Genomic DNA, 24,849 nt, shown 5'->3' with positions numbered 1-24,849 from the left:
CAGAATTCCGTCTCGTTTTTTATACTTTCCAAAGTGAAAGTTATACAGTATGATAGAATAGATGTTCGGTTAGAACAGATACGAAGGAGTTTTTTTATGGCACAAAATAAAGAGAATAAATACAATGATGATTCCATCCAAGTGTTGGAAGGTCTTGAAGCAGTCAGAAAACGGCCGGGGATGTATATCGGTTCGACTGATGCCCGCGGATTGCATCATTTAGTATATGAGATAGTCGATAATGCGGTAGATGAGGCCTTGTCGGGTTATGCTGATAAAATCGACATCACGATCCATGAAGACCAGAGCATCAGCGTCAAAGACAACGGACGCGGCATGCCCACCGGGTTGCACGCTTCAGGGGTGCCAACCATCCAAGTCATTTTCACCGTGCTTCACGCTGGAGGGAAATTCGGCCAGGGCGGCTATAAAACTTCAGGAGGTCTTCACGGAGTGGGCGCGAGTGTCGTCAATGCCCTTTCCAAATGGCTGGAAGTATCGGTCATCCGGGAGAGCACACTCTATACAATGAAATTCAAAGATGGCGGAAAACCTGCCAGTAAATTGACCAAAGCAAAAACCACTGCTAAAGCATCCGGCTCGTTGATTCATTTTTTGCCTGACAAAGAGGTTTTCGGAACAGCGCAGCTGTCCTACGATATGCTGGCGGAACGGTTCCGGGAATCAGCCTTTTTGTTGAAAGGCTTAACCATCACGCTGAAGGATGAGCGGACCGAACAAAGCGATACTTTTTTCTTCGAAGAAGGAATCAAGGAATTCGTTACTTACTTAAATGAAGAAAAGGATACGTTGCATGATGTTGTGTATTTCAACGGGGAAGCCGATGGGATCGAGATCGAGTTCTCATTCCAGTACAACGACGGCTATTCGGAAACGATCCTGTCATTCGTCAACAACGTCCGCACAAAGGATGGTGGCACACACGAAACCGGTGCAAAGACAGCCATCACCAAAGCCTTCAATGAATACGCGAGAAAAATGAACCTGATCAAAGAGAAGGAAAAGAATCTCGAAGGCAGCGATGTCCGCGAAGGACTTTCGGCAGTATTGTCCCTGCGCGTACCGGAGAATCTGCTCCAGTTCGAAGGCCAGACGAAGGAAAAATTAGGCACGCCGCAAGCGCGGGCAGCCGTTGATGGCCTCATCAGCGAAAAATTGAGCATTTACTTGACAGAAAATGGCGAAACAGCCCAAATGCTTGCCAGAAAATCACTCAAAGCCAGAGAGGCCAGGAATGCAGCGCGTAAAGCCCGTGAAGAGACGCGAAACGGCAAAAAACGCCAAAAAAACGAATCGCTGTTGTCCGGCAAGCTGACGCCTGCACAAAGCAAAAACCCGAAAAAGAACGAACTGTATCTGGTCGAGGGTGATTCCGCCGGCGGATCCGCCAAACAAGGGCGCGACCGCAAGTTCCAGGCGATACTCCCGTTGCGTGGGAAAGTCATCAATACAGAACGCGCGAGTATGCAGGATATTTTGAAGAACGAGGAAATCAACACGATCATCTACACAGTAGGTGCAGGGGTCGGGGCGGATTTCGACATTAAGGATTGCAATTACGACAAAATCATCATCATGACGGATGCGGACACGGATGGTGCGCACATTCAGATCCTGTTGCTGACTTTCTTTTACCGTTACATGAAACCGTTGCTGGAAGCCGGGAAAATATATCTGGCGCAGCCGCCCCTATACAAAGTATCCAAGGGCTTCGGCAAGAACGAAAAAATCCAGTACGCATGGACCGAAAAGGAACTGCAGGAAAAAATCGACATCATCGGCAAGGGCTATATCCTGCAACGGTACAAAGGGCTCGGGGAAATGAACGCGGATCAGCTGTGGGATACCACGATGGATCCTGAAACCAGGACGTTGATCCGGGTGCTGATCGATGACAAGGCCCAAGCGGAGCGCCGGGTAACGACGCTGATGGGGAACAAAGTCGAACCGCGAAGGAAATGGATCGAGAAGCATGTCGAGTTTTCGATGTCCGACAATAAGAGCATTCTTGAGGAAGACATTGCACCAGCGTCCGATAGTGGGGAGGCGCATCTGCAGGAGAAAGTGAAGAAGGAATTTTCGGATCAGCAGACCGCTCATGACATGGAGCAAATTTCGTTAGATTTTGAAAGTGGTGAACTATAGTGGATAATCTGGAAATCAAAGAGCTGATGCTTGAAAACGTAATGGGGGACCGCTTCGGAAGATACTCGAAGTACATCATCCAAGAGCGTGCTTTGCCTGATATCCGCGACGGACTGAAGCCTGTCCAAAGGCGGATCCTGTACGCGATGGATGTTGCCGGGAACACTTCGGACAAAGGCTTCCGCAAATCGGCTAAAACTGTCGGGAATGTAATCGGTAATTACCATCCGCATGGCGATTCCAGTGTCTATGAAGCGATGGTCCGGTTGAGTCAGGATTGGAAGATGCGGGAAGTATTGGTCGAAATGCACGGCAATAACGGGAGTATGGATGGGGACTCAGCCGCAGCGATGCGGTATACCGAGGCCCGATTGTCAAAAATTTCCGCTGAACTGTTGCGCGACATCGACAAGGAAACGGTAGACTTTGTGCTGAACTTCGATGATACTGACCAGGAGCCGACCGTTTTGCCGGCTCGCTACCCGAATCTTCTGGTGAACGGCGCCACCGGTATTTCCGCCGGTTACGCGACCGATATCCCACCGCATAATTTAGGCGAAGTCATCGATGCGACCTTGCATCTGATCGATCACCCTGAGGCGGAGCTCCAAGCACTCATGAAATATGTAAAAGGACCCGATTTCCCTACCGGGGCGATCATACAGGGCTTGGATGGCCTGAAGGACGCCTATAACACCGGCAAAGGAAAAGTTGTCGTCCGTTCGCGCACTTCCATAGAGAGCATCCGCGGCGGCAAACAGCAGATCGTCATTTCGGAAATCCCTTATGACATCAATAAAGCGACACTAGTGAAGCGGATGGACGAAATCCGCATCAACCGCAAAATCGAAGGGATCGCCGAAGTGCGGGATGAATCAGACCGCTCGGGGCTGCAGATCGTCGTCGAATTGAAAAAAGAAGCGAATGCAGAGGGGATCCTCAACTATCTGCTTAAAAATACGGATCTGCAAGTGAACTATAACTTCAATATGGTCGCTATCGACGAGCGCCGTCCGATGCAAGTCGGCTTGCACCAAATACTGAAAGCCTATATCCGTCACCAGAAAATCGTCATCACCCGCCGGACGAACTACAGCCTGAAGAAGGCCGAAACGCGCCTGCATATTGTCGATGCTTTGATCAGAGTCATTTCGATTCTCGATGAAGTCATCCAATTGATCCGCGACAGTAAAGACAAAAAGGACTCAAAACAGAATCTGATGAAGCAGTATGCTTTTTCGGAACCACAGTCGGAAGCGATTGTTTCCCTGCAGTTGTACCGTTTATCCAATACGGATATCACCGCCCTGCAGAACGAAAAGTTGGAACTGAATGAGCAAATTGCGACTTACCAAGAAATCCTGAAGCAGGAAAAAACGTTGTACGCTGTGATGAAGACAGAGCTCGCCGCAGTCAAGAAACAATACGCGAACCCTCGCCGGACTACGATCCAGCATGAAATCGAGGAAATCAAAATCGATACGGAAGTTCTCGTGCCGGTGGAAGAAGTCGTTGTCGTGGTCACAAAAGAGGGCTACTACAAGCGCACGAGCCTGCGCTCTTTCGGAGCCTCGACTATCGAAGAAATCGGATTGCGCGAAGGGGATAAACCGCTTTTTGTCGGCAAAGCTTCGACGCTTGATGCGATCGTGATGTTCACCAGCAAGGGAGACTACCTTCACTTCCCTATCCACGAGTTGCCGGAATTGAAATGGAAAGATACGGGGCACCATATCTCGCAGAACATTCCTTTCGCTCCGGAAGAAAAGATCATCAGCGTAGAGATTCTCCCTAACAACAGCGAACCAACCGGGACAATCCTTTTCGTATCAAAAGAAGGCTACATCAAACAGACACTGATGAGCGACTTCCGGACTTTCCGCGGCTACAGAAACAAAAAAGCGGTCGCCATGAAGCTGAAGAGCGAGACGGACGCGATTGTCTCCATCCAACGCTTGGAGGATAAACAAAACTACGATGTGCTCCTTGTGACGCATTTCGGCTTCAGCCTGCGTTACGCCGTGAATGAAGTAGGCATCATCGGAACCCGGGCCAGCGGAGTCAAATCAATCAATCTGAAGGACGGTGACATTGTGGTCGGGGGTGCAGCCTTTAAAGAAGGGGATGAGGAATTCCCTGTCCTGGTAATCACGCAAAGAGGGAACATCAAAAAATTCAAGTCCGGCGAAGTCCCGATTTTGGGCCGCGCGAAACGGGGATTGATGCTTCTGAAGGAATTGAAGGCCAAACCGCACCGCATCATCTTCATGGATTGCGAATTATCATTGCCCAACCGTTATGCAATCCGCACCACAGCTGGCAACAGCGTCGTGGCGGAAAGCAAAGAAATACCGTTCAGTCCAAGGTATTCCAACGGCAGCTTCGCAATCAACGAGAAGACGGATGGCGAAGTATCGGACATCGAGAAAGAGTTTGATTTTTCACAAATTAGAATTTTCTAATTAACTGTTATAAACAAAAAGCCAAAACGGAAACTGTGTAATAGTACAGTTTCCGTTTTTTTATGAAACAGATTTTTTGACAAAATAAAGGTTTCACTAACTAATCGGAAGCCGGAATCATTTTTTTAATTTTATAAACGTTGATATGACGGTGTTTATAAATAATTTTCAAAAAGTTTACAAAAAGTTCAAAAAAAAGATTGATAGTTGTTGCACTTTCCACTGTGCGTGTTATAATATTCATGTAGAAACCTGTTACACATATCACAATGTGAAAGCACTTTATAGGAGGAATATATAATGGAACAATGGCAAGGGTTTAAAGGAAAAACTTGGAAAGACGAAGTCGACGTAAGAGACTTCATCATCAACAACTTCTCTGAATACACAGGCGACGAAAGCTTCTTGGCTGGTCCTACTGAAACCACTACTCAATTATGGGATCAAGTTATGGATCTTACTAAGCAAGAAAGAGAAGCTGGCGGCGTATTGGACATGGATACAAAAGTTGTATCTTCCATCACATCTCATTCAGCAGGCTACCTGAACAAAGAAAAAGAGCAAATCGTCGGTTTCCAAACTGAAAAACCACTTAAACGCAGCTTGATGCCTTTCGGCGGTATCCGCATGAGCGAACAGGCTTGTGAAGAAGCTGGCTACAAAGTAGACCCAGAAGTTTCAATGATTTTCCGCCAGTACAGAAAAACACATAACCAAGGCGTATTTGACGCTTACACTCCAGAAATGCGTGCAGCAAGAACAACCGGCGTCATCACTGGCTTGCCGGATGCATACGGCCGCGGACGCATCATCGGCGACTACCGTCGTGTAGCTTTATACGGTGTGGACTTCCTGATGCAAGACAAATTAAATGAATTCGCTAAAATCGGCGACGGCACGATGACTGAAGAAATCATCCGTTTGAGAGAAGAATTCAGCGAACAGTACCGCGCTTTGAAAGAATTGAAAGAATTAGGAAACATCTACGGTTTCGATATTTCCAAACCAGCAACAAACGCTCAAGAAGCTTTCCAATGGTTATACTTCGGTTACTTGGCTGCTGTTAAACAACAAAATGGTGCAGCAATGTCATTAGGCCGTACTTCAACTTTCTTGGATATCTATATCCAACGCGATCTTGAAAACGGAACATTGACTGAAGAAACAGCACAAGAAATCGTTGACCACTTCGTAATGAAATTACGTATGATCAAATTTGCACGTACGCCAGAATACCAAGAATTGTACTCAGGAGATCCACAATGGGTTACTGAATCAATCGCGGGTATGGCACATGATGGCCGCTCAATGGTCACAAAATCAAGCTTCCGTTTCTTGAACACATTGACTAACTTAGGAGCAGCTCCAGAGCCTAACTTGACAGTACTTTGGTCAACTAAATTGCCTGAAGGATTCAAGAAATACTGTGCTAAAATGTCTATCGAAACAAGCGCTATCCAATACGAAAATGATGATATCATGATCACTGAATGGGGCGACGACTACGGTATCGCTTGCTGCGTATCCGCGATGAGAATCGGGAAACAAATGCAATTCTTCGGAGCGCGTGCTAACTTGGCTAAAACATTGCTTTACGCAATCAACGGCGGAGTTGACGAAACGAAGAAAAAACAAGTTGGACCTAAATTGCAACCAATCACTTCAGAATACCTTGATTACGCTGAAGTTTCTGAAAAATTCGATGTAATGATGGACTGGATCGTAGCTTTGTATGTGAATACATTGAACGTTATCCACTACATGCATGACAAATATTCATACGAATCATTGGAAATGGCTTTGCATGATACACACGTTGTCCGCACATTGGCAACTGGTGTGGCTGGTTTCTCTGTTACAATCGATTCACTTTCTGCTATCAAATACGCAAAAGTTAAACCGATCCGTGATGAAAACGGCATTGCTGTTGACTTCGAAATCGAAGGCGACTTCCCTAAATATGGTAACAATGACGATCGCGCTGACCAAATCGGTATCGACTTGTTGAAACAATACATGGGCAAAGTCAAGAAACACCAAACATACCGCAACTCTATCCCGACAACTTCTATCCTTACAATCACTTCAAACGTGGTTTACGGCAAGAAAACTGGTAGCACGCCAGACGGACGTAAAGCCGGCGAACCATTCGCACCTGGTGCTAACCCAATGCACGGAAGAGATACTCACGGCGCTTTGGCAAGTTTGTCTTCAGTAGCTAAGATCCCTTACAAATATTCATTGGATGGTATCTCAAATACATTCTCAATCATCCCTAAAGCTTTGGGACGTGAAGAAGAAGTCCAAAAAGAAAACTTGACTGCAATGATGGATGGCTACATCACTAAAGGCGGCCACCACTTGAACGTTAACGTATTCAACCGTGAAACATTGCTTGACGCTATGGATCACCCAGAAAACTACCCACAATTGACGATCCGTGTTTCCGGATACGCTGTTAACTTCATCAAGTTGACTCGCGAACAACAAATGGACGTCATCAACCGTACAATGCACGAAATGATGTAATTTGCTCCAACTTGCATAGTAATCGTATAAATTTAAACGGATGGATCATTTGATTCATCCGTTTTCTATCAAAGGGAGCGAACTTTCGCTCTTTTTGATAGGAAATATTCCTTACGCGATATACAATGAAGTTAAGAAATAAACGACAGAGGAGTTTTTTGAAATGACTGAACCCTTAAAAGGATTTGTGCATTCAACAGAGAGTTTCGGTTCCGTTGATGGACCAGGAATCCGTTTTATTATATTTATGCAAGGCTGCCGCATGCGTTGCCAATTCTGCCATAACCCGGACACTTGGAACATCGGTGGCGGCAACGAGATGACAAGCGATGAATTGCTGAACATGGCCCTGCAATACAAGCCCTTCTGGGGGCAAAAAGGCGGCATCACCGTCAGTGGCGGCGAACCGTTGCTGCAGATCGATTTTTTGATCGAATTGTTCACGAAAGCCAAAGCCCAGGGCGTGCATACGACTTTGGACACCTGCGGCTTGCCATTCACTTATGACGAGCCTTTCTTCAGCCAATTCAACAAACTGTTGGCTGTGACAGACCTGATCCTGCTGGACATCAAGCACATCGACAGCGGGAAGCACAAAGAATTGACGATGTGGCCGAACGAAAGCATCATCGAACTGGCGAAATATTTATCGGAAATCAATCAGCCGGTTTGGATCCGCCACGTGCTGATTCCGGAGCGGACAGACTATGATGATTTCTTGATCCGTCTGGATGCTTTCCTGAAAACATTGAAAAATATCGTCAAAGTTGAGATTCTGCCTTACCATAAAATGGGCGTCTACAAGTGGGAAACATTGGGAATCCCTTATCAATTGGAGGGTATCGATCCACCTACCGCCGAGCGCGTCGAAAATGCCAGAAAACTTCTGCATACAGAAGACTACAAAGGTTATTTGGATCTGTAAAATAATACTATTTTTCAAGGAAGAAAAGAGAATTGCCATTGCTCTTTTCTTCCTTTTTTATTATGATAATTTTAGACAATGGAAGAGAGAGTGAATTGAATGAACAAACTGTTAGTTTTTGGGCACCAAAATCCGGATACGGATGCGATTACATCCGCTATCGCATATGCTTACTATCTGAATCAAAACGGAATCGAAGCCGAAGCCGTGGCGCTTGGCTTGCCGAGTGAGGAAACAGCCTACGCTCTGAACCAATTCAAGACAGAGGCTCCGCGCGTCATCGCGACTGCGGCAAACGAAACGGATACGGTTGCTTTGGTCGACCATAACGAAGCGCAACAAAGCGTCAGCGACATCAAAGAGGTCGAAGTGTATGCCGTCGTGGATCACCACCGCATCGCGAACTTCGAAACGGCCAACCCGTTGTATTACCGTGCGGAACCAGTCGGTTGCACAAATACGATCCTTTACAAAATGTACAAAGAAAAGAACATCGCGATCCCTGCCGACATCGCCGGCCTGATGCTTTCTGCCATCATTTCCGACACGTTGTTGTTCAAATCGCCGACATGCACGCCGGAAGATGAAGCAGCGGCAGCAGCTTTGACGGAAATCGCCGGTGTTTCTTTGAATGAATATGGCCTTGCAATGCTTAAAGCCGGAACGAATCTGGACGATAAATCGATTGCTGAATTGTTGACTTTGGACGCGAAATCCTTCCCGATGGGCGACAAAAACGTCCGCATCGCACAAGTGAATACCGTCGACGTTCAAGATGTTCTGAATAGACAAGTTGAGCTTGTTGCCGCTATGGAAGCTGAAAACGGTACGCAAGGGTATGATGTCTTCTTGTTGGTGATCACAAACATCATCGACAGCGATTCGGCTTTGTTGGCTGTCGGTTCGCATTTGGACACAGTCGAAGCAGCATTCGGCGTCTCGTTGAACGAGAATGTTGCATTGCTTCCTGGTGTTGTTTCACGCAAAAAACAAGTAGTGCCGCCACTGACGGAAGCATTCTCAAAATAATCACTGTATAAGGGCGAAGCTGCAACTCAGTTAATCTGATATGCAACTTCGCTTTTTTTCACACCGAAAGCAAAGTACAGAAGGGGGGTGAGGACGTGAAAATTGGGGTATTGTCGGACCTGCATATCGACTCGAACGCGAAAAGGCTGGCGCCGGGTCAGACGTATGACCATCTCTTGGCGGAGCTGCTCTATAATCAAGAAATCGATTTGCTTTTGTTGGCGGGGGATGTCTCTTCCGATTACCACGATACCTTTGCTTTCCTGGACCGCATGCGGGATCACAACGTTTCGAAAATCCAATTCGTACCCGGAAACCATGATTTTTGGTCCATCCGCAACCATGAAGAGGATACGGACCGCATCTATCGGTTGTTCAAGGAGCGGGATGAAAATCCTGTCGGAAATCCGTTTCTGATCGGAAAGGATTGGGCAGTGGTGGGGAATCCGGGCTGGTATGATTATGGGTTCGCCAGTGACCGCTATACAATAGAAGAATTTTCCAGAAAAAAGCTGAAAGTCGGCGGTTGGAATGACCGCCAGTATGTGCATTGGCAGAACGACGATCGCTCGGTTGCAGCTGCCATGCAGGAGGAACTGGAAAACGACCTGAGAGCCGTCAGCGACCGGAAAATAATCATGATGACACATGTTGTGACGCATCCGCAATTCGTCATCCCGCTCCCGCACAAGGTATACGATTACTACAATGCTTTCCTCGGCAGCAAAAGCTATATGCAAGTGTATGACCGCTATCCGATTACGCACAGCATCATGGGCCATGTCCACTTCCGGAAAATACTGCAGGAGAATGGTACAACCTTCTATTGCGCCTGCCTCGGCAGTGCGCGGCATTGGTATACGGAGGACCCTTACATCGAAATGGCCTATACTATGGAAGAAATCATGGTTGACGTGTAATCGGCAGCTTTGCCTCTAGTGGTTTAGTGACCGGAAAGGGCACAACCTTTGCGAGATGGTTATCGCTTTCCTTTTGGCAAAAATAAGTTATGCTTATCTTGTAGGCACGCACATTCAGAATAATACAACAGGTTAGAGGTGGAGTTCAATGAGAGCATTCGACTTGTCAGATAAAGGGGTTTACACGCAGACGAAGAATTGGAAAGCGGCTGATTGGATTCATATCGAGAATCCGAGCGCCGATGACGTTGAGGATCTGATGACTATTTTTGGCATCCCGAAGGATTATATCATGGACTCGTTGGATGAGTATGAGATCCCGCGACAAGAGAAAGTCAAAAGTGGTGCAGGGGACAACGTCAATCTTCTGATCGTTCTCTTCCCTCAACTGCGCTCGGTGCAGGAAAAATATACGGAGTTCCATACGTACCCCTTATCGATCATAACGGTCAATGGGACCCTGATCACTGTCTGCAAAGAAACGCCTTCCTTTTTGACACGCATCATGAAGAACGAGTCATTCAAAAATGAACCAGCAACAACTCAACATCACATCATTTTGTATATATTATGGGAATTGACAAAGAGTTTTGTTCATCATTTGAGGGAAATCGATGGCATCATCGAGGACCTGCAGATTCAGATCACCAGTGCCACCCATAATGAATATTTTTACAAGCTGATTGCCCTCCACAAGAGCTTGGTATATTTTGAGACATCCATCAACAAAAATCATCCTTTGATAACAGAGTCCATCCATGAGTCGGTGCTAGGAGATGATGCGCAAAGCCAGGAATTGCTGCACGATATCATCGATATCTCAAACCAAGCCGAAGTGATGGTCACCGAATCAAGCAAGATGATCGATCAGCTGAGCGAAGTATTTTCGAGCGTGATTACAAACAACTTGAACAATATCATGAAAGTATTGACTTCTATCACCATCGTCCTGACGATCCCGACCATCATGGCAGGTTTCTGGGGCATGAATGTCGACCTGCCCTTCGAAAATCATCCGTGGGCGTTCGGCATCACCAGTCTGATCACAATCGTCCTCTGCTTCTTAACGGTCTATTGGCTGAAGAAGAAAGATTACTTCTGACATGGAAGGTGAACAGAGGCAGGTGGCATCACAAGGAAGCGTAACCGGCAATTAATTCATCCGGTTGCGCTTTTTGCCGTGCCTTTTGAGTACAGGAAATCAGCCTTGGTTGGTATACTATATGAAGGAGGTGATGCGAGATGGTGGAGGATTTCCAGAGTTGGTTGGAGAGCTACGATTTGGAAAAACTCTTCAGCGATAAAAGGGATAAGGAAACAATCGACAAAGAAATGTTTCTGTTCGTCAGATCGAATGATTTTGACAACTACTTTTCTTATGACGGTGAACTGGGCGCGCTATATGAAAAAGAAGGCACGCTTTTGAGGCTATGGGCCCCTACTGCCAAATTTGTGGAAGTTTGGACCTATTCGGACGATTCCATCAAGAAGCCGTCCTTAAAAATGGCGATGGTGCAGAAACCCAAGGGGATTTTTGAAGCTTACCTGCCAGGTGATCAGCATGGTACCATATATGTCTATAACATTCTATTCCTGAATAACCGCGAAACGATCACAGTTGATCCTTATGCTCGAGCAACGACAGTGAACGGTGCAAAATCGGTCATTACTGACTTGCTCAGGACGAATCCTGACGGGTGGGGGGAGCGGCTGCCTGCCTTCGGTCTCCCGGAAGAGGCAATCATCTACGAGCTGCACATCCGGGACTTTTCCATTTCCGAAACGAGCGGGATAACGAATAAAGGAAAATTCCTTGGCCTGACCGAAAAAAACACTAAAAACCCCAGCGGGATAAGCACGGGTTTGGATTATCTGATTGATTTGGGCATCACCCATATCCAGGTTTTGCCGATGTTCGATTATGCCACAGTCGATGAGGCGAATCTGACGGAACCGCAATACAATTGGGGCTATGATCCGCTGAACTACAACGTGCCGGAAGGTTCCTATTCAACGGATCCCTTTGATCCATTCAACCGGATCATCGAATTGAAGGAAATGATCCGAACACTGCATGCTAACGGCTTGAGGGTGATCATGGATGTCGTCTATAACCACGTCTACGATCCGAAAGATCAGGCTTTGGAAAGGACGGTCCCGGGGTATTTTTACCGCTACAACGAGGATGGCTCGCTGGCGAACGGTACGGGCGTCGGAAATGACACAGCCTCGGAAAGGCATATGATGCGCAAGTACATCATCGACAGCGTCAAGTATTGGGCAAAAGAATACCATCTCGATGGTTTCCGCTTCGATCTGATGGGCATCCACGACTCGGTCACGATGAACGCGATCCGGGAAGCGCTGGATAAAGTCGATCCATCCATCATCATTATCGGTGAAGGATGGGAAATGAGTACACCGCTCCCCGAGGAATTGAAAGCTTCCCAGAAAAATGCGCAAGCGATGCCGAGGATCGCTCATTTCAACGATTCGATCCGGGTAGCTTTGAAAGGCAGCGATTTTGGCGACGAAACGGACAGGGGCTTCATCAGCGGCAAAAATTATCAGGAAGATCTGTTGATCCGGAACATAAAGGGCGGCATGCATCTTTCTAGCCACAGCAGTTATGTCGATCCGGAACAAGTCATCCAGTACGTGGAGGCGCACGATAATTTGACGCTCTATGATAAATTATTGCGTTCGAACCCGAATGACAGCGAAGAGGTGCGCATAAAAAGACATACGCTGGCAACCAGCATCATATTACTGGCGCAGGGTGTCCCATTCATCCATGGCGGACAGGAATTTTTGCGCACAAAGGAAGGGGACGCCAACAGCTACAAGTCCTCTGACGAAATCAATCAGTTTGAATGGGAACGGGTTACGACGTTCCAAAAATCAGTGGCCTACGTGAAAGGTCTGATCGCGTTGCGCAAAAGGGAGTATCTGTTCAGGATGCATACCCTCGATGAAATTGATGCTCATTTCACAACGCTCAGCGAAAATTTCAACATCGTTGCCTTTGCCTTGCAGAACGAAGGGGGAAAGTACATCGTCGTTTTCAATGCGAACCGAAGCGATACGATCTTCCGGATGGAGAAGGGAAAGTATGCCATCCTTGTCGAAGACAACCAGGTCTTCCTGGATCGAAAAGCCGAAGCTGCCGCGATGGAGAAAATCCTGGTCAAAGCCCATACAACGACCGTGTTATACGCAGAAAACCAGAATTATAACGATTTTTAAAGAGAGTTTCGTGTATTTTTTTGTGAAAACGATTGAATATCTCTTTATCATGCAAATATATCAATATCTGCATATTAAATCAATGTTTCTTAATAAACAAATGTTCACCAGATGTTTTTGCCGTTTTGACAACGTTTGGTTCCGCTCTCATTATTTTTCGGATGTTCTGACATGCTGTGTGAGATTCTCAATATATATCTAATATCGATATATAAACTCAAAAAAAGTGAAAATATGAATATATTAATCTAATTTTAATTAATTTATTAAATTCCCAAACTTGATTTTAATATCAGTCAGAACTATAATTAACCTTACTATAGAAATTATAGAAACAGAGGGAATGGGGGAAAAGAAATATGGGCAACAAGAAACTATCATCTTTAGTGTTATTATCTTTAAGCTCCGCACTTGTATTAGCTGCATGCGGCGGAGAGGGAAGCACGGCCGATTCATCAGAGTCTGCAGGTGCGAACGGCAGTGGTCAGGTGTTAAATCTGGTTGAAAGCGCTGAAATTCCTACAATGGATTCTGTGCAGGCTACAGATACAGTTGCGTTCACTGCTTTAAGCAACGTAAACGAAGGTCTGTATCGCCAAGGTTTGGACGGAACGGTTGAATTAGGGATCGCAGCAGAAGATCCTACAGTCAGCGAAGACGGTTTGGTCTACACTTTCACTATCCGTGATGAAGCAAACTGGTCAAACGGCGAGCCTGTAACAGCAGCAGACTTTGTTTATTCATGGCGCAAATTGGTTGATCCTGCATCGGCTGCTTCATACTCTTACATGATGGACGGCGTTATCGCTAACGCAACTGAAATCATGGCTGGCGAAGTTGGGCCTGAAGAATTAGGCGTGAAAGCGATCGACGAAAAAACGCTGGAAATCACATTGACTTCTCCAGTGCCATACTTCAAAGATCTTTTGACATTGGCTATGTTCTTCCCTCAAAATCAAGCATTTGTTGAAGAACAAGGCGACCAATATGCATTAAGCAGCGATGCTTTATTGTACAACGGACCATTCGTGTTAGCTAACTGGGATGCAGCGAGCTTATCATGGACGTATGAACCTAATGCAGAGTATTGGGATAAAGAAGCTGTAAAATTGCAAGCAATCAACGTGGAAGTCATCAAAGAAACTTCCACTGCTTTGAATCTGTATGATACAGACGCAATCGACCGCATGATCTTGACTGGTGAATACGTAGCACAAAGAACCGGCGATCCTGAAGTGCACACAATGCCGACTTCTTCTGTATTCTACTTGAAATTCAACCAACAAAGAGAAGGCACACCTTTAGAGAATGCCAACATCCGTAAAGCTTTAGCTATGGCTTTCGACAAACAAGCTTATGCTGATGTTGTATTGCAAAACGGTTCTATCCCTGCAAACGGATTGGTTCCTGAAAAACTTGCTTTGGATCCTTCAACAGGCGAAGACTACCGTGAACAAAATGGTGATCTTCTGACTTTCAATGCTGAAGAAGCTAAAACATACTTCGAACAAGGCTTGGCTGAATTGGGTGTTGAATCAATCACTTTGGAATTATTGAGCGATGACACAGAAAATGCGAAACGTTCTTCTGAATTCCTGCAAAGCCAATTACAGACAAACCTGCCTGGCTTGACTGTAACCTTGCGTAATGTACCTTTCAAAGTCCGTCTTGAAGCTGATACCGCCGGCGAATACGATATCGAATTAGCTGGATGGGGAGCTGACTATGCTGACCCGATCAACTTCCTGGAATTGTTCCAGACAGAAAACGGCAACAACAAATCCGGTTACTCCAACGCTGAATACGATGCTTTGATCGATGAAGCACGCACAAACGTGACTGACCTTGATGCAAGATGGGCTAGCCTGCTTGCTGCTGAAAAGATCTTGATGGAAGATGCGGGTATCGCACCTCTGTATCAACGTTCTTACGCAGTTCTGCAAAAACCGTATGTAACAGATTTGGGCGAGCACTTAGTCGGTGCTGACTACTCCTATAAATGGGCTTCAAATTCTGGAACACAGAACGTGGATTAATTAAGGCAATAAAAAATCCATCTGGCATACATTCATGCCGGATGGATGTTTTATTTATAAAATATAATCCCAGAGACAGACAATGCTGATCCCCAACAACAACAGACCGATAGTCAGGACATTTTGATAACTTTTCCCGACGGAAGATGATAAAGCATGCGGATTCAATGGTTCTTTGAAGCCATCCTCCTTAGGCTCTCTTCTGAGCGTTTTTCTGACGCTGTAGTGAAAGAAGTCGAAACTTCCGGAAGCCAACACGAGTCCGGACAAACCGATGATCAATAATAGGCCGGCTACCATGAACAGGATGTTGGATGTTTCGGTCCAACTTAAGGATCCAAATTTAATCAGTTGATAAACCAATGCACATACAAAAATGAATAATGAAACAAGCACGTTTTTTTTTGTGAGATTCACTTATTTTGGCCCCTTTTTGTTTTCTCAATTTTAAATGTACAAAAAAAAGAAAGAAAACTCAATTAAAATATGATTTGATTTTGTGTTCATTTTCTTTTTTGTATATTTAAATATGATATACTATCAGGTGCTATTTACAAAATAACTATACAATGGAGGATGACAAACGATGAAAAGTTATGCAAAGTACATCGGCAAGCGTATTTTATATATGGCAATTACGTTGTTTTTGATTGCATCGATAACTTTTTTTCTGATGAAAGCTTTGCCGGGTACACCATACAGTAACCAAGACAAGTTATCTGAAGAACAAATTTTTATCATGAATGAAAAGTATGGACTGAATAAACCGATTCTGGTCCAATACGCAGTCTACATATTTGGACTAGTACGTGGAGACTTGGGTGTTTCGTTCCAGTTCAACAATACTCCGGTTACGGATTTGTTGAGCAGCAGAATTGGGCCCTCCATGCAATTAGGGCTTCAAGCAGTTATCATAGGGACAATTCTCGGTATTGTGCTGGGTGTGATCGCAGCAATGAGACAGGGGACTTGGGTGGATACAGTTGCCACTTTGACAGCCATCGTCGGCCGTTCGATCCCTAACTTTGTTTTTGCAGTTATTCTTCAATTGGTATTCGGCGTATGGCTGAAAGTGTTGCCGATCGCCTTGTGGAATGATGGTTTCCGTTCTTCGATTCTGCCTACGATCGCGTTGAGCATTTCCCCGCTGGCCGATTCGGCCCGGTTCATGCGAACCGAAATGGTCGACGTATTGGGCAGCGACTATGTCGAACTCGCCAGAGCGAAAGGTCTGAGCCGTTGGGAAGTCGCGTTCAAACACGGTATCCGTAATGCGTTGATTCCTTTGGTCACTATCATCGGCCCGATGACAGTCGGTTTGATGACAGGCTCGATGGTTGTGGAAAATATTTTTGCCATCCCTGGCATCGGCGAACAATTCGTAAAATCCATCCTGACGAATGATTATCCGACAATCATGGGCGTCACGATGATGTATTCGACCATGTTGGTCATCGTCATTTTGTTGGTTGACATCCTTTATGGAATCATCGACCCTCGTATCAGAGTCGCTACAGAAGGAGGGGAATAAGCATGAGTGAAAATGAATTACGCAATACAACAGCGATGCCGACAATCACGAAAGATCTTTTCGAAACGGCATCCGAGTCAAGCATGCAGGATAAAGAAAAAATCTCAGCGCCTTCCCTAAGCTTCATGGCAGATTCTTGGCGCCGTCTGAAGAAAAATAAAGTTGCCATGGTCAGTTTGGTCATCTTGATCATCATCACTATGTCCAGTCTGTTTGCTCCAGTCATCGCACCGCATGACCCGAATGCGCAAACTGTCCAATACGCAAATATGCCACCAAAGATTCCCGGCATCGACATCAACGGTTTGAACGGAACAGTGAAGCAGAATGGCGTCGTCATCGATAAGTACGAGGCGTCCAACGTTCCTGAGGATGTTTACTACTACCTCGGTACGGACAGCCTGGGACGCGATTTGTTGTCGCGGATCCTGTACGGTACCCGCGTATCCTTATTCATCGCGTTCATGGCAGCCTTATTCAACCTGACACTCGGCGTTGTCTATGGTCTGACATCCGGCTGGTTGGGCGGAAAAGTCGATAACATCATGCAACGTATCCTGGAAATCCTTTCCGGCGTGCCTAACTTGGTAGTCGTTATCCTGATGTTGCTTGTTCTGAAACCCGGCATCAGTTCCATCATCATTGCTTTGGCATTGACTGAATGGCTTTCGATGGCGCGTGTCGTCAGAGCGCAAACACTGAAGTTGAAAAACCAGGAATACATCCTGGCTGCCCGCACGTTGGGTCAATCACCGATGAAAATTGCTTTCGGACACATTCTGCCTAACTTGGCAGGTGTCATCATCATTCAAGTTATGTTCTCGATCCCATCAGCGATCTTCTTCGAAGCATTCCTGAGCTTTATCGGTATCGGTATTCCTGCTCCGAATGCATCGCTTGGTACATTGATCAACGATGGTTACAAGACATTCCGTTTCTTGCCGCATCTGATGTGGTATCCAGCCGGAATCATGAGCGTCATCATGATTTGCTTCAACTTATTGGCTGATGGACTCCGTGACGCGTTCGATCCAAAAATGAGAGATTAGGAGGTAACCAGATGGAAAATATATTAGAAGTAAAAGACCTACAAATTACTTTTGATACCTATGCAGGTAAAGTAAAAGCTATCCGAGGCGTCAGTTTTGACCTGAAGCCAGGTGAAACATTAGCCATCGTTGGTGAATCCGGCTCTGGTAAATCAGTGACTAGCCGCAGCATTATGCGTCTATTGGCGAACAACGCCAACATTGAACACGGTGAAATCTTGTTCAAGGGCGAAGATTTAGTGCACAAAACCGAAAAACAAATGCAGAAGATCCGCGGTTCGGAAATCGCAATGATTTTCCAGGATCCGATGACTTCTTTGAATCCGACTCAAAAAATCGGCAAGCAGATCGCTGAACCGATCATCAAACATCAAAACATCAGTAAGGAGGAAGCCTACAAAAAAGCTGAAGAATTATTGCAGCTTGTAGGCATCCCGAGCCCTGCCAAAAGAATGAAACAGTACCCGCACCAATTCTCAGGCGGTCAGCGCCAACGGATCGTCATCGCGATCGCTTTGGGCTGCAACCCGGATATTCTGATTGCGGATGAACCGACAACAGCTCTTGACGTTACGATCCAAGCGCAAATCCTGGAGTTGATGAAGGATCTGCAGCAGAAAATCAAGACTTCGATTATTTTCATCACCCATGATTTGGGTGTAGTTGCGAACGTTGCAGACCGAGTAGCCGTCATGTATGCCGGCAAAATCGTCGAAGTAGGGACTGTCGATGAAATTTTCTACAATCCGCAACACCCTTATACATGGGGATTGTTGAGCTCGATGCCTACATTGGACACTGCAGGATCGCTTTATGCAATCCCAGGGACACCCCCAGATTTATTGGATCCTCCGACTGGGGATGCTTTTGCGCCCCGGAGCGAATACGCAATGAAGATCGACACCTTGTACGATCCGCCGTTCTTTAAGGTATCTGATACCCATTCGGCTGCTACCTGGTTGCTGCATCCTGACGCACCTTCCGTGAATCCTCCAGAGGGCATCGTGAACCGACAGGCGACTTTCTCAGAAATGAAACTCGCTCCTTCCGATGAACTGAAAGAGATGGACACCGCAGATAAGGAACCGGCTGTATTGCCTCACGGTAAAGGCCCGGCCATCGATCCGAAAATCACAGAGAAAGGAGGACTGCTGTAATGTATGACACAACAGGACAGAAAAAGATTCTGGAAGTAAAAAACCTGAAGCAGTATTTCAACGTCGGCACAAAGAATGAAGTCCGTGCTGTTGATGATGTTTCCTTTGATATCTATGAAGGCGAAACACTCGGCTTGGTAGGCGAATCCGGTTGCGGAAAAACGACTACCGGTCGCGCAATCATCCGCTTGTACAACCCAACTTCCGGCGAAATCTTTTTTGATGGCACCGAAATTCATACGCTGCATGACAGAAAAGAGCAACTGGCTTTCCGTAAGGACATGCAGATGATTTTCCAGGATCCGTATGCATCCTTGAATCCCCGTATGAAAGTCCGCGACATCGTTGCTGAAGGTTTGAAGATTCATGGCCTTGCGACAACCGAGAAGGAAGTCGATGACCGGGTTGCGGAATTGTTGGATCTGGTCGGATTGAACAAAGACCATTCTTCCCGTTATCCGCACGAGTTCTCCGGCGGTCAAAGACAGCGTATCGGAATCGCCAGAGCCCTGGCGGTAAATCCAAAACTGATCATTGCCGATGAGCCGATTTCCGCTTTGGACGTATCCATTCAGGCGCAAGTGGTAAACTTGCTAATGGAATTGCAGAAAAAACAAAAACTGACTTTCTTGTTCATCGCGCATGATCTGTCGATGGTCAAGTACATCAGCAACCGCATCGGCGTTATGTACTTCGGCAAATTGGTCGAATTAGCGCCCGCAGACGAAGTTTACAACAAACCTTTACATCCTTATACGGAAAGCCTGTTATCGGCCATACCGCTGCCGGATCCGGTGTATGAGCGCAACCGCACCCGCTTCACTTATGTTCCGCGTGAAGAGAATGGTGAGCCGGAAGCAATGAGAGAAATCGTTCCAGGGCACTTTGTTTACTGCCGCGAGTCCGATGTTCCCGTATTGAAAGCAAAATACGAAAATTATTAATAAAAAAAGTCCGGAACTTGTTCCGGGCTTTTTTTGCCATAGAAAATTAATGAAATGAAGAGTTTATGAAATTTATATGATAATAATCCCCATTATTTGTGGAATATTCTGATTATTTATAGTATAATATTAAAATACGAAAAGAAAAAGGGGAGAGTTACATGAGGAGATTGAAAAGTTCTTTCATTTTAGCTACAACAGCTGTCATCTTGGCTGCTTGCGGAGGAGACGGCGCAACAAATACAGCAAGTGAGGGCGCAGACGGACAAGTTGTCAATTATACGGCACCTACAGAATTGGCGACATTGGATACAACGCTGATGACGGACATCAACAGTTCGAACTACATCAGCCACGCAATCGAAGGTTTATTGAAAATCGATGCAGACGGAAAGCCCGTTCCCGCAATCGCTGCCGAAGCCGGCACTGTTTCGGAAGATGGCTTGACCTATAACTATAAACTTCGCGATGATGCTGTCTGGTCAAACGGAGAGCCAGTGACAGCGAACGATTTCGTATTCGCTTGGCAACGATTGGTGGATCCGGAAGCGGGCGCATCCTACGCTTACTTGGCTGAGACCATCAAGAACGCCAATGAGATCATGGCCGGAGAAATGGACCCTGCAGAGTTGGGCGTAACGGCAGTAAGCGACACTGAAATCACAATCGAGTTGACGCAACCGACTCCGTACTTCGAATCATTATTGGCGTTCAGCGCATTCTTCCCGCAAAACGAGGAATTTGTCACTGAAAAAGGCGATAAATACGGAACAAGCAGCGAAAATGTTTTGGCTAACGGTCCTTTCACTATCGAGAACTGGGACGGCACTGGCCTGACTTGGGATCTTGTGAAGAACGAAGATTACTATGCAGCCGACGAAGTCCAGTTGGAAGAAGTCAACGTTCAAGTAATCAAAGAAACGAGCACGGTCGTGAATCTGTTCCAACAAGGATCAGTCGACAACGCACAAGTGACAGGCGAATTGGTTAAACAATTGGCGACTGATCCTAACGTAGTCGTTCAGAAAAAAGCCCGCACAGCGTACATCGAATTCAACCACGACAATGTCTACCTGCAAAATGCGAAGCTGAGAGCAGCCATCGGACTTGTCATCAATCGCGATGAATTGGTCGATAGCGTCATCGGCGACGGTTCGACTGCAATCGGCGGTTTCCTGCCGGCTGATTTTGTCAGCAACCCTACGACCGGCGACGACTTTGCCGCTGAAGCAGGCTCTTACCTGGAGTATGATCTGGAACAAGCAAAAACTCTTTTGGCTGAAGCTAAAGCTGAATTGGGCGTAAAAGAAATCACTTTCTCCTTGGTTGGGGATGACGATGAAAAGAACAAAAAAATCAGCCAATACATCCAAGGCCAAATCCAAAACAACTTGGAAGGCATCACTGTAGAATTGCGCAACGTACCGAAGAAAAACCGTTTGGAATTGGCGAATCAAGATGAATTCGACTTGTTGCAAACCGGTTGGGGAGCGGATTTTGCCGACGCTATCAACTACATGGACTTGCTTTACAGCACATCCGCCTACAACGAAGGGCAATATGCGAATGCGGAATTTGATGCTTTGATCGATTCTTCAAAAACCACAAACGCAAACAACCCTGAAGCGCGCTGGGCTGACCTGATGGCTGCCCACAAGCTGATCATGGAAGATGCAGCGATCATCCCGCTTTACCAGGAAGCAGAAACACAACTCAGAAACGCTAATGTTGAAGGCATCATCTTCAATTCCGTTGGGAATGAATTTGACCTGAGCAGAGCGTCTATCGAAGAATAAGAATGTTTAAAACCCAAAGAAGGGCCGACTCGGTTGAGAGTCGGCCCTTCTTTGGGTTTCAAGAGAGCGTGGGGGAACATGGATACTTAGCGGTGGTATCGGATTCGGGGCCGAAAAGATGAATACCTTGGTTTTATTCATCATTTCGGTAACATATTGGTCTGGAACCATGAATTCTCAGCGGATATCCATGTTACCCGATGATTTCATGGCCGAAAAGATGAATACTTCGCGGTTATTCATGGTTTTCGGCCGCACCAGTCCGCCACCCGTAACATCCAACCAAATCAACCAAATCAAAAAACCTGACGCAAGCCTCTCAAGTGGCTCTCGTCAGGTTTTAAGTTACTTTATGGAATTGGTCCGGATCAGATCAGGAAGGAATACAGTTTGGAATTCTCGTTAACCGAAATGTAATGCGGATCGAATTTTTCCAGCCTGCTGAGCAGACCTTCGATATCATCCTTATTTTTCAACAAGATTCCGATCAGTACCGGTCCTTCGCTGCGATGGACTTTTTTCGTATATTCGAACTTGGTGATGTCATCGTTGCCGCCCAATATGTCATTCACGAACTCTTTCAGCGCGCCGGCCCTCTGCGGGAAGTTCACGATGAAGTAGTGCTTCAGACCTTGATAGAGTAGGGAGCGTTCATCAATTTCAGCCATCCGATTGATATCGTTGTTACCGCCGCTGACGATGCAGACGACCGTTTTGTCTCTGATTTCATCTTTGTATTGTTCCAAGGCAGAAACGGAGAGTGCGCCGGATGGTTCCGCTACGATAGCTTGTTTAGTGTATAAATCGATGATGGTTCCGCAAACTTGTCCTTCAGGCACTATCAGGATGTCATCGACATTTTGTTGGCAGTGTCTGAAAGTCAAATCACCGACAGTCGCTACGGCTGTCCCATCACAGAATTTATCAATATCAGTCAAAGTCGTCACTTTATTCGCATCAAGCGAAACTTTCATGCCAGGGGCGCCCAAGGACTCCACACCGATGATCTTTGTTTCGGGCATGGCTTCCTTCATGTAGCTGCTGACGCCTGAAATCAAACCGCCGCCGCCGATTGCCGCGAATACCATGTCAGCCGTTTCGCCTTCAGCAACGAGATCCTGGTGGATTTCCACTGCCAAAGTGCCTTGCCCGGCGATCACATTGCGATCATTGAAAGGTTCAATGAAAGTCAGGTTGTGTTCATCCGCATAGGCATGGGCGGCTTCATTCGATTCGTCGAAGGTATCGCCGATCAGTTTGATTTCAACATACTCTTTCCCGAAATAACGGACTTGGTCTATTTTTTGGGAAGGCGTTGTCGACGGCATGAAGATGGTAGCGTTGATAGCCAAATGGTTGCAGGTATAAGCTACCCCTTGCGCATGGTTTCCGGCGGAGGCACAGATTACCCCGGTCTCCGTTTCGGCTTCGCTCAGCTGCGAAATGGCATAATAAGCGCCTCTCAATTTGAAGGAGCGGACGATCTGAAGGTCCTCCCGCTTCAAAAAGATGTTGGCATGATACTTCTGCGATAGATATGCATCATGCTGCAAAGGTGTCTGCTTGACCACGTTGCGCAGTACTTTATATGCTTTAAGCACGTCTTCTTTGTTCACTAACTCATCCGTCATTCTATCTGCTCCTAATCTATTGAATACAATGATGAAGAGAGAAGGCTTAAAAATAAGGATGCTCTCAACCTACATCTGATTCATTATTGTTGTTCATTCACGAAAGGCATCATTTTACGCAATTCAGCACCGACTGCTTCGATCTGGTGGCCTTGTTGCTCAGCGCGCATTGCGTGGAAGTCAGGGAAGCCAGCTTTGTAATCGTCAGTGAAGCGTTTAGCGAATGCGCCTGTTTGGATGTCAGTCAAGACGTCCTTCATGCGGTCCTTCACATCAGAAGTGATGACGCGAGGTCCGGAAACGTAGTCGCCGTATTCAGCTGTGTTTGAGATAGAGTGGCGCATTTTTTCCATGCCGCCTTCGTACATCAAGTCAACGATCAATTTCAATTCGTGCAATACTTCGAAGTAGGCGATTTCTGGTTGGTAGCCAGCTTCAACCAATGTTTCGAAACCAGCTTGAACCAAGTGAGTTGTTCCGCCGCACAATACAGCTTGCTCGCCGAATAGGTCAGTTTCAGTCTCTTCCTTGAATGTTGTTTCCAAAACGCCTACGCGTGTAGCGCCGACTCCTTGTGCCCAAGCAAGAGCGATATCTTTTGCGTTGCCTGTTGCATCTTGGAAGACTGCGAACAAAGCAGGCACTGCAGATCCTTTAGCGAATTGACGGCGAACCATGTGGCCTGGGCCTTTTGGAGCAACCATGAATACATCGATATCAGCAGCAGGTGTGATCGTACCGAAATGGATGTTGAATCCGTGACCGAATGCGATGGCATTTCCAGCTTCCAAGTTAGGAGCGATTTCAGCTGCATAAACTTCAGCTTGTTGCTCATCAGGGATAAGGATCATTACTACGTCAGCTTGTTTTGTTGCTTCAGCAACAGGGAACACTTCGAATCCGTCTTCTTTTGCTTTGTCTGCAGATTTACCTGCACGGATTCCGATGATGACATCATTACCGTTGTCGCGTAGGTTTTGTGAATGTGCATGTCCTTGAGAACCATATCCGATAACGGCGATTTTTTTGCCCTCTAGTGCTTTTACTGTTACGTCTTGATCGTAGTATACTTTAGTCATATTAAAATGACCTCCTTATTTTTTTTATATTCTCAATGCTTTTTAAGCAATTTGATTCGGTCAGTAGGGTAGTGCGGTTGGTTGGATTTAAGCTCTGAGGCCTAAACGTTTTTCGGTGATGTCGGTTGCGCTGATGACGTCGACTTGTTTTTCCAACTGTTTCGTCAATAATTCAGCTGCATCCAACGTATCGAAGTTGATGCCGACAGTGATCAAGGATACGTCATAATCTTCCGTACCGGTCAGTGTCAAAGTATCGATATTGTATTGCGGCTTCAGGATAACTTGCGTGATGCGGTTCAATACGCCGGGTTTATTCACGACTTTGGTTTGGATTAATCTAAGCATC

18 protein-coding genes are annotated in these 24,849 nt (G+C 46.2%); 14 read left to right on the top strand and 4 right to left on the bottom strand.

All coding sequences use genetic code 11. The annotated features are described in order from the left end of the window. The first annotated feature begins 96 nt into the window (after positions 1-96). The 9 genes from parE (at position 97) to PH235_RS01305 (ending at position 15,313) form a co-directional block, all read left to right on the top strand. Entirely contained in the window at positions 97-2,166 is a 2,070-nt protein-coding gene (gene parE, locus PH235_RS01345) for a DNA topoisomerase IV subunit B (RefSeq protein ID WP_272160689.1), read from the top strand. 26 nt (positions 2,167-2,192) lie between these two features. Further along, on the top strand, positions 2,193-4,628 hold the full coding sequence (gene parC / locus PH235_RS01340; protein WP_272161029.1) for a DNA topoisomerase IV subunit A: 2,436 nt from the start codon (positions 2,193-2,195) through the stop codon (positions 4,626-4,628). Positions 4,629-4,928: 300 nt separating this feature from the next. Next, positions 4,929-7,157, top strand: coding sequence for a formate C-acetyltransferase (gene pflB / locus PH235_RS01335; protein WP_272160688.1), 2,229 nt, complete (start codon positions 4,929-4,931; stop codon positions 7,155-7,157). A gap of 163 nt (positions 7,158-7,320) precedes the next feature. After that, complete coding sequence (gene pflA / locus PH235_RS01330; protein ID WP_272160687.1) at positions 7,321-8,082, top strand: pyruvate formate-lyase-activating protein; 762 nt, start codon at positions 7,321-7,323, stop codon at positions 8,080-8,082. Between the two features lie 99 nt (positions 8,083-8,181). Beyond that, complete coding sequence (locus PH235_RS01325) at positions 8,182-9,111, top strand: manganese-dependent inorganic pyrophosphatase (RefSeq protein ID WP_272160686.1); 930 nt, start codon at positions 8,182-8,184, stop codon at positions 9,109-9,111. A 95-nt stretch (positions 9,112-9,206) separates the two neighbouring features. After that, a complete protein-coding gene (locus PH235_RS01320) occupies positions 9,207-10,031 on the top strand; it encodes a metallophosphoesterase (RefSeq protein WP_272160685.1) in 825 nt (274 codons plus the stop codon). A 148-nt stretch (positions 10,032-10,179) separates the two neighbouring features. Beyond that, entirely contained in the window at positions 10,180-11,133 is a 954-nt protein-coding gene (locus tag PH235_RS01315) for a magnesium transporter CorA family protein (RefSeq protein WP_272160684.1), read from the top strand. A 140-nt stretch (positions 11,134-11,273) separates the two neighbouring features. Further along, positions 11,274-13,277 (top strand): type I pullulanase, encoded by a 2,004-nt coding sequence (gene pulA, locus PH235_RS01310; RefSeq protein WP_272160683.1) that lies wholly within the window; start codon positions 11,274-11,276, stop codon positions 13,275-13,277. Between the two features lie 359 nt (positions 13,278-13,636). Beyond that, on the top strand, positions 13,637-15,313 hold the full coding sequence (locus PH235_RS01305; protein WP_272160682.1) for a peptide ABC transporter substrate-binding protein: 1,677 nt from the start codon (positions 13,637-13,639) through the stop codon (positions 15,311-15,313). 54 nt (positions 15,314-15,367) lie between these two features. Here PH235_RS01305 and PH235_RS01300 read toward each other — a convergent pair whose 3' ends face one another. After that, on the bottom strand, positions 15,368-15,730 hold the full coding sequence (locus PH235_RS01300) for a DUF3899 domain-containing protein (RefSeq protein WP_272160681.1): 363 nt from the start codon (positions 15,728-15,730) through the stop codon (positions 15,368-15,370). 169 nt (positions 15,731-15,899) lie between these two features. Between PH235_RS01300 and opp3b the strand changes: the two genes are divergently transcribed. The 5 genes from opp3b (at position 15,900) to PH235_RS01275 (ending at position 21,790) form a co-directional block, all read left to right on the top strand. Then, complete coding sequence (opp3b, locus tag PH235_RS01295; protein WP_108032494.1) at positions 15,900-16,844, top strand: oligopeptide ABC transporter permease; 945 nt, start codon at positions 15,900-15,902, stop codon at positions 16,842-16,844. A 2-nt stretch (positions 16,845-16,846) separates the two neighbouring features. Continuing rightward, the gene (gene opp3C / locus PH235_RS01290; RefSeq protein ID WP_407702558.1) at positions 16,847-17,893 is read left to right on the top strand and encodes an oligopeptide ABC transporter permease; all 1,047 of its coding nucleotides are present in this window, start codon (positions 16,847-16,849) and stop codon (positions 17,891-17,893) included. Positions 17,894-17,904: 11 nt separating this feature from the next. Beyond that, positions 17,905-19,050: an ABC transporter ATP-binding protein gene (locus PH235_RS01285; protein ID WP_272160680.1), complete on the top strand. Its 1,146-nt coding sequence runs from the start codon at positions 17,905-17,907 to the stop codon at positions 19,048-19,050. Next, on the top strand, positions 19,050-19,994 hold the full coding sequence (locus PH235_RS01280; RefSeq protein WP_272160679.1) for an ABC transporter ATP-binding protein: 945 nt from the start codon (positions 19,050-19,052) through the stop codon (positions 19,992-19,994). Before PH235_RS01285 ends, PH235_RS01280 begins: the two co-directional genes overlap by 1 nt. A gap of 161 nt (positions 19,995-20,155) precedes the next feature. After that, the gene (locus PH235_RS01275) at positions 20,156-21,790 is read left to right on the top strand and encodes a peptide ABC transporter substrate-binding protein (RefSeq protein ID WP_272160678.1); all 1,635 of its coding nucleotides are present in this window, start codon (positions 20,156-20,158) and stop codon (positions 21,788-21,790) included. Between the two features lie 368 nt (positions 21,791-22,158). Here PH235_RS01275 and ilvA read toward each other — a convergent pair whose 3' ends face one another. The 3 genes from ilvA to ilvN all read right to left on the bottom strand — a co-directional run bounded on the left by ilvA (position 22,159) and on the right by ilvN (position 24,848). Next, positions 22,159-23,421: a threonine ammonia-lyase IlvA gene (gene ilvA / locus PH235_RS01270; RefSeq protein WP_106448554.1), complete on the bottom strand. Its 1,263-nt coding sequence runs from the start codon at positions 23,419-23,421 to the stop codon at positions 22,159-22,161. A gap of 83 nt (positions 23,422-23,504) precedes the next feature. Continuing rightward, positions 23,505-24,500 (bottom strand): ketol-acid reductoisomerase, encoded by a 996-nt coding sequence (gene ilvC, locus PH235_RS01265; protein WP_086627982.1) that lies wholly within the window; start codon positions 24,498-24,500, stop codon positions 23,505-23,507. Positions 24,501-24,587: 87 nt separating this feature from the next. Then, a complete protein-coding gene (gene ilvN / locus PH235_RS01260) occupies positions 24,588-24,848 on the bottom strand; it encodes an acetolactate synthase small subunit (RefSeq protein WP_119092963.1) in 261 nt (86 codons plus the stop codon). Position 24,849: the final 1 nt, after the last annotated feature.

Source organism: Trichococcus sp. K1Tr, from assembly GCF_028309625.1.
Taxonomy (GTDB): Bacteria; Bacillota; Bacilli; order Lactobacillales; family Aerococcaceae; genus Trichococcus.
Note: the sequence above shows the minus strand (reverse complement) of the source record. Positions and strands in the feature narration are given on the sequence as shown.

Coding starts and splice junctions, on each gene's coding strand:
- parE (WP_272160689.1), top strand. CDS start 97: ATGGCACAAAATAAAGAGAATAAATACAATGATGATTCCATCCAAGTG.
- parC (WP_272161029.1), top strand. CDS start 2,193: ATGCTTGAAAACGTAATGGGGGACCGCTTCGGAAGATACTCGAAGTAC.
- pflB (WP_272160688.1), top strand. CDS start 4,929: ATGGAACAATGGCAAGGGTTTAAAGGAAAAACTTGGAAAGACGAAGTC.
- pflA (WP_272160687.1), top strand. CDS start 7,321: ATGACTGAACCCTTAAAAGGATTTGTGCATTCAACAGAGAGTTTCGGT.
- PH235_RS01325 (WP_272160686.1), top strand. CDS start 8,182: ATGAACAAACTGTTAGTTTTTGGGCACCAAAATCCGGATACGGATGCG.
- PH235_RS01315 (WP_272160684.1), top strand. CDS start 10,180: ATGAGAGCATTCGACTTGTCAGATAAAGGGGTTTACACGCAGACGAAG.
- pulA (WP_272160683.1), top strand. CDS start 11,274: ATGGTGGAGGATTTCCAGAGTTGGTTGGAGAGCTACGATTTGGAAAAA.
- PH235_RS01305 (WP_272160682.1), top strand. CDS start 13,637: ATGGGCAACAAGAAACTATCATCTTTAGTGTTATTATCTTTAAGCTCC.
- opp3b (WP_108032494.1), top strand. CDS start 15,900: ATGAAAAGTTATGCAAAGTACATCGGCAAGCGTATTTTATATATGGCA.
- opp3C (WP_407702558.1), top strand. CDS start 16,847: ATGAGTGAAAATGAATTACGCAATACAACAGCGATGCCGACAATCACG.
- PH235_RS01285 (WP_272160680.1), top strand. CDS start 17,905: ATGGAAAATATATTAGAAGTAAAAGACCTACAAATTACTTTTGATACC.
- PH235_RS01280 (WP_272160679.1), top strand. CDS start 19,050: ATGTATGACACAACAGGACAGAAAAAGATTCTGGAAGTAAAAAACCTG.
- PH235_RS01275 (WP_272160678.1), top strand. CDS start 20,156: ATGAGGAGATTGAAAAGTTCTTTCATTTTAGCTACAACAGCTGTCATC.
- ilvA (WP_106448554.1), bottom strand. CDS start 23,421: ATGACGGATGAGTTAGTGAACAAAGAAGACGTGCTTAAAGCATATAAA.
- ilvC (WP_086627982.1), bottom strand. CDS start 24,500: ATGACTAAAGTATACTACGATCAAGACGTAACAGTAAAAGCACTAGAG.
- ilvN (WP_119092963.1), bottom strand. CDS start 24,848: ATGCTTAGATTAATCCAAACCAAAGTCGTGAATAAACCCGGCGTATTG.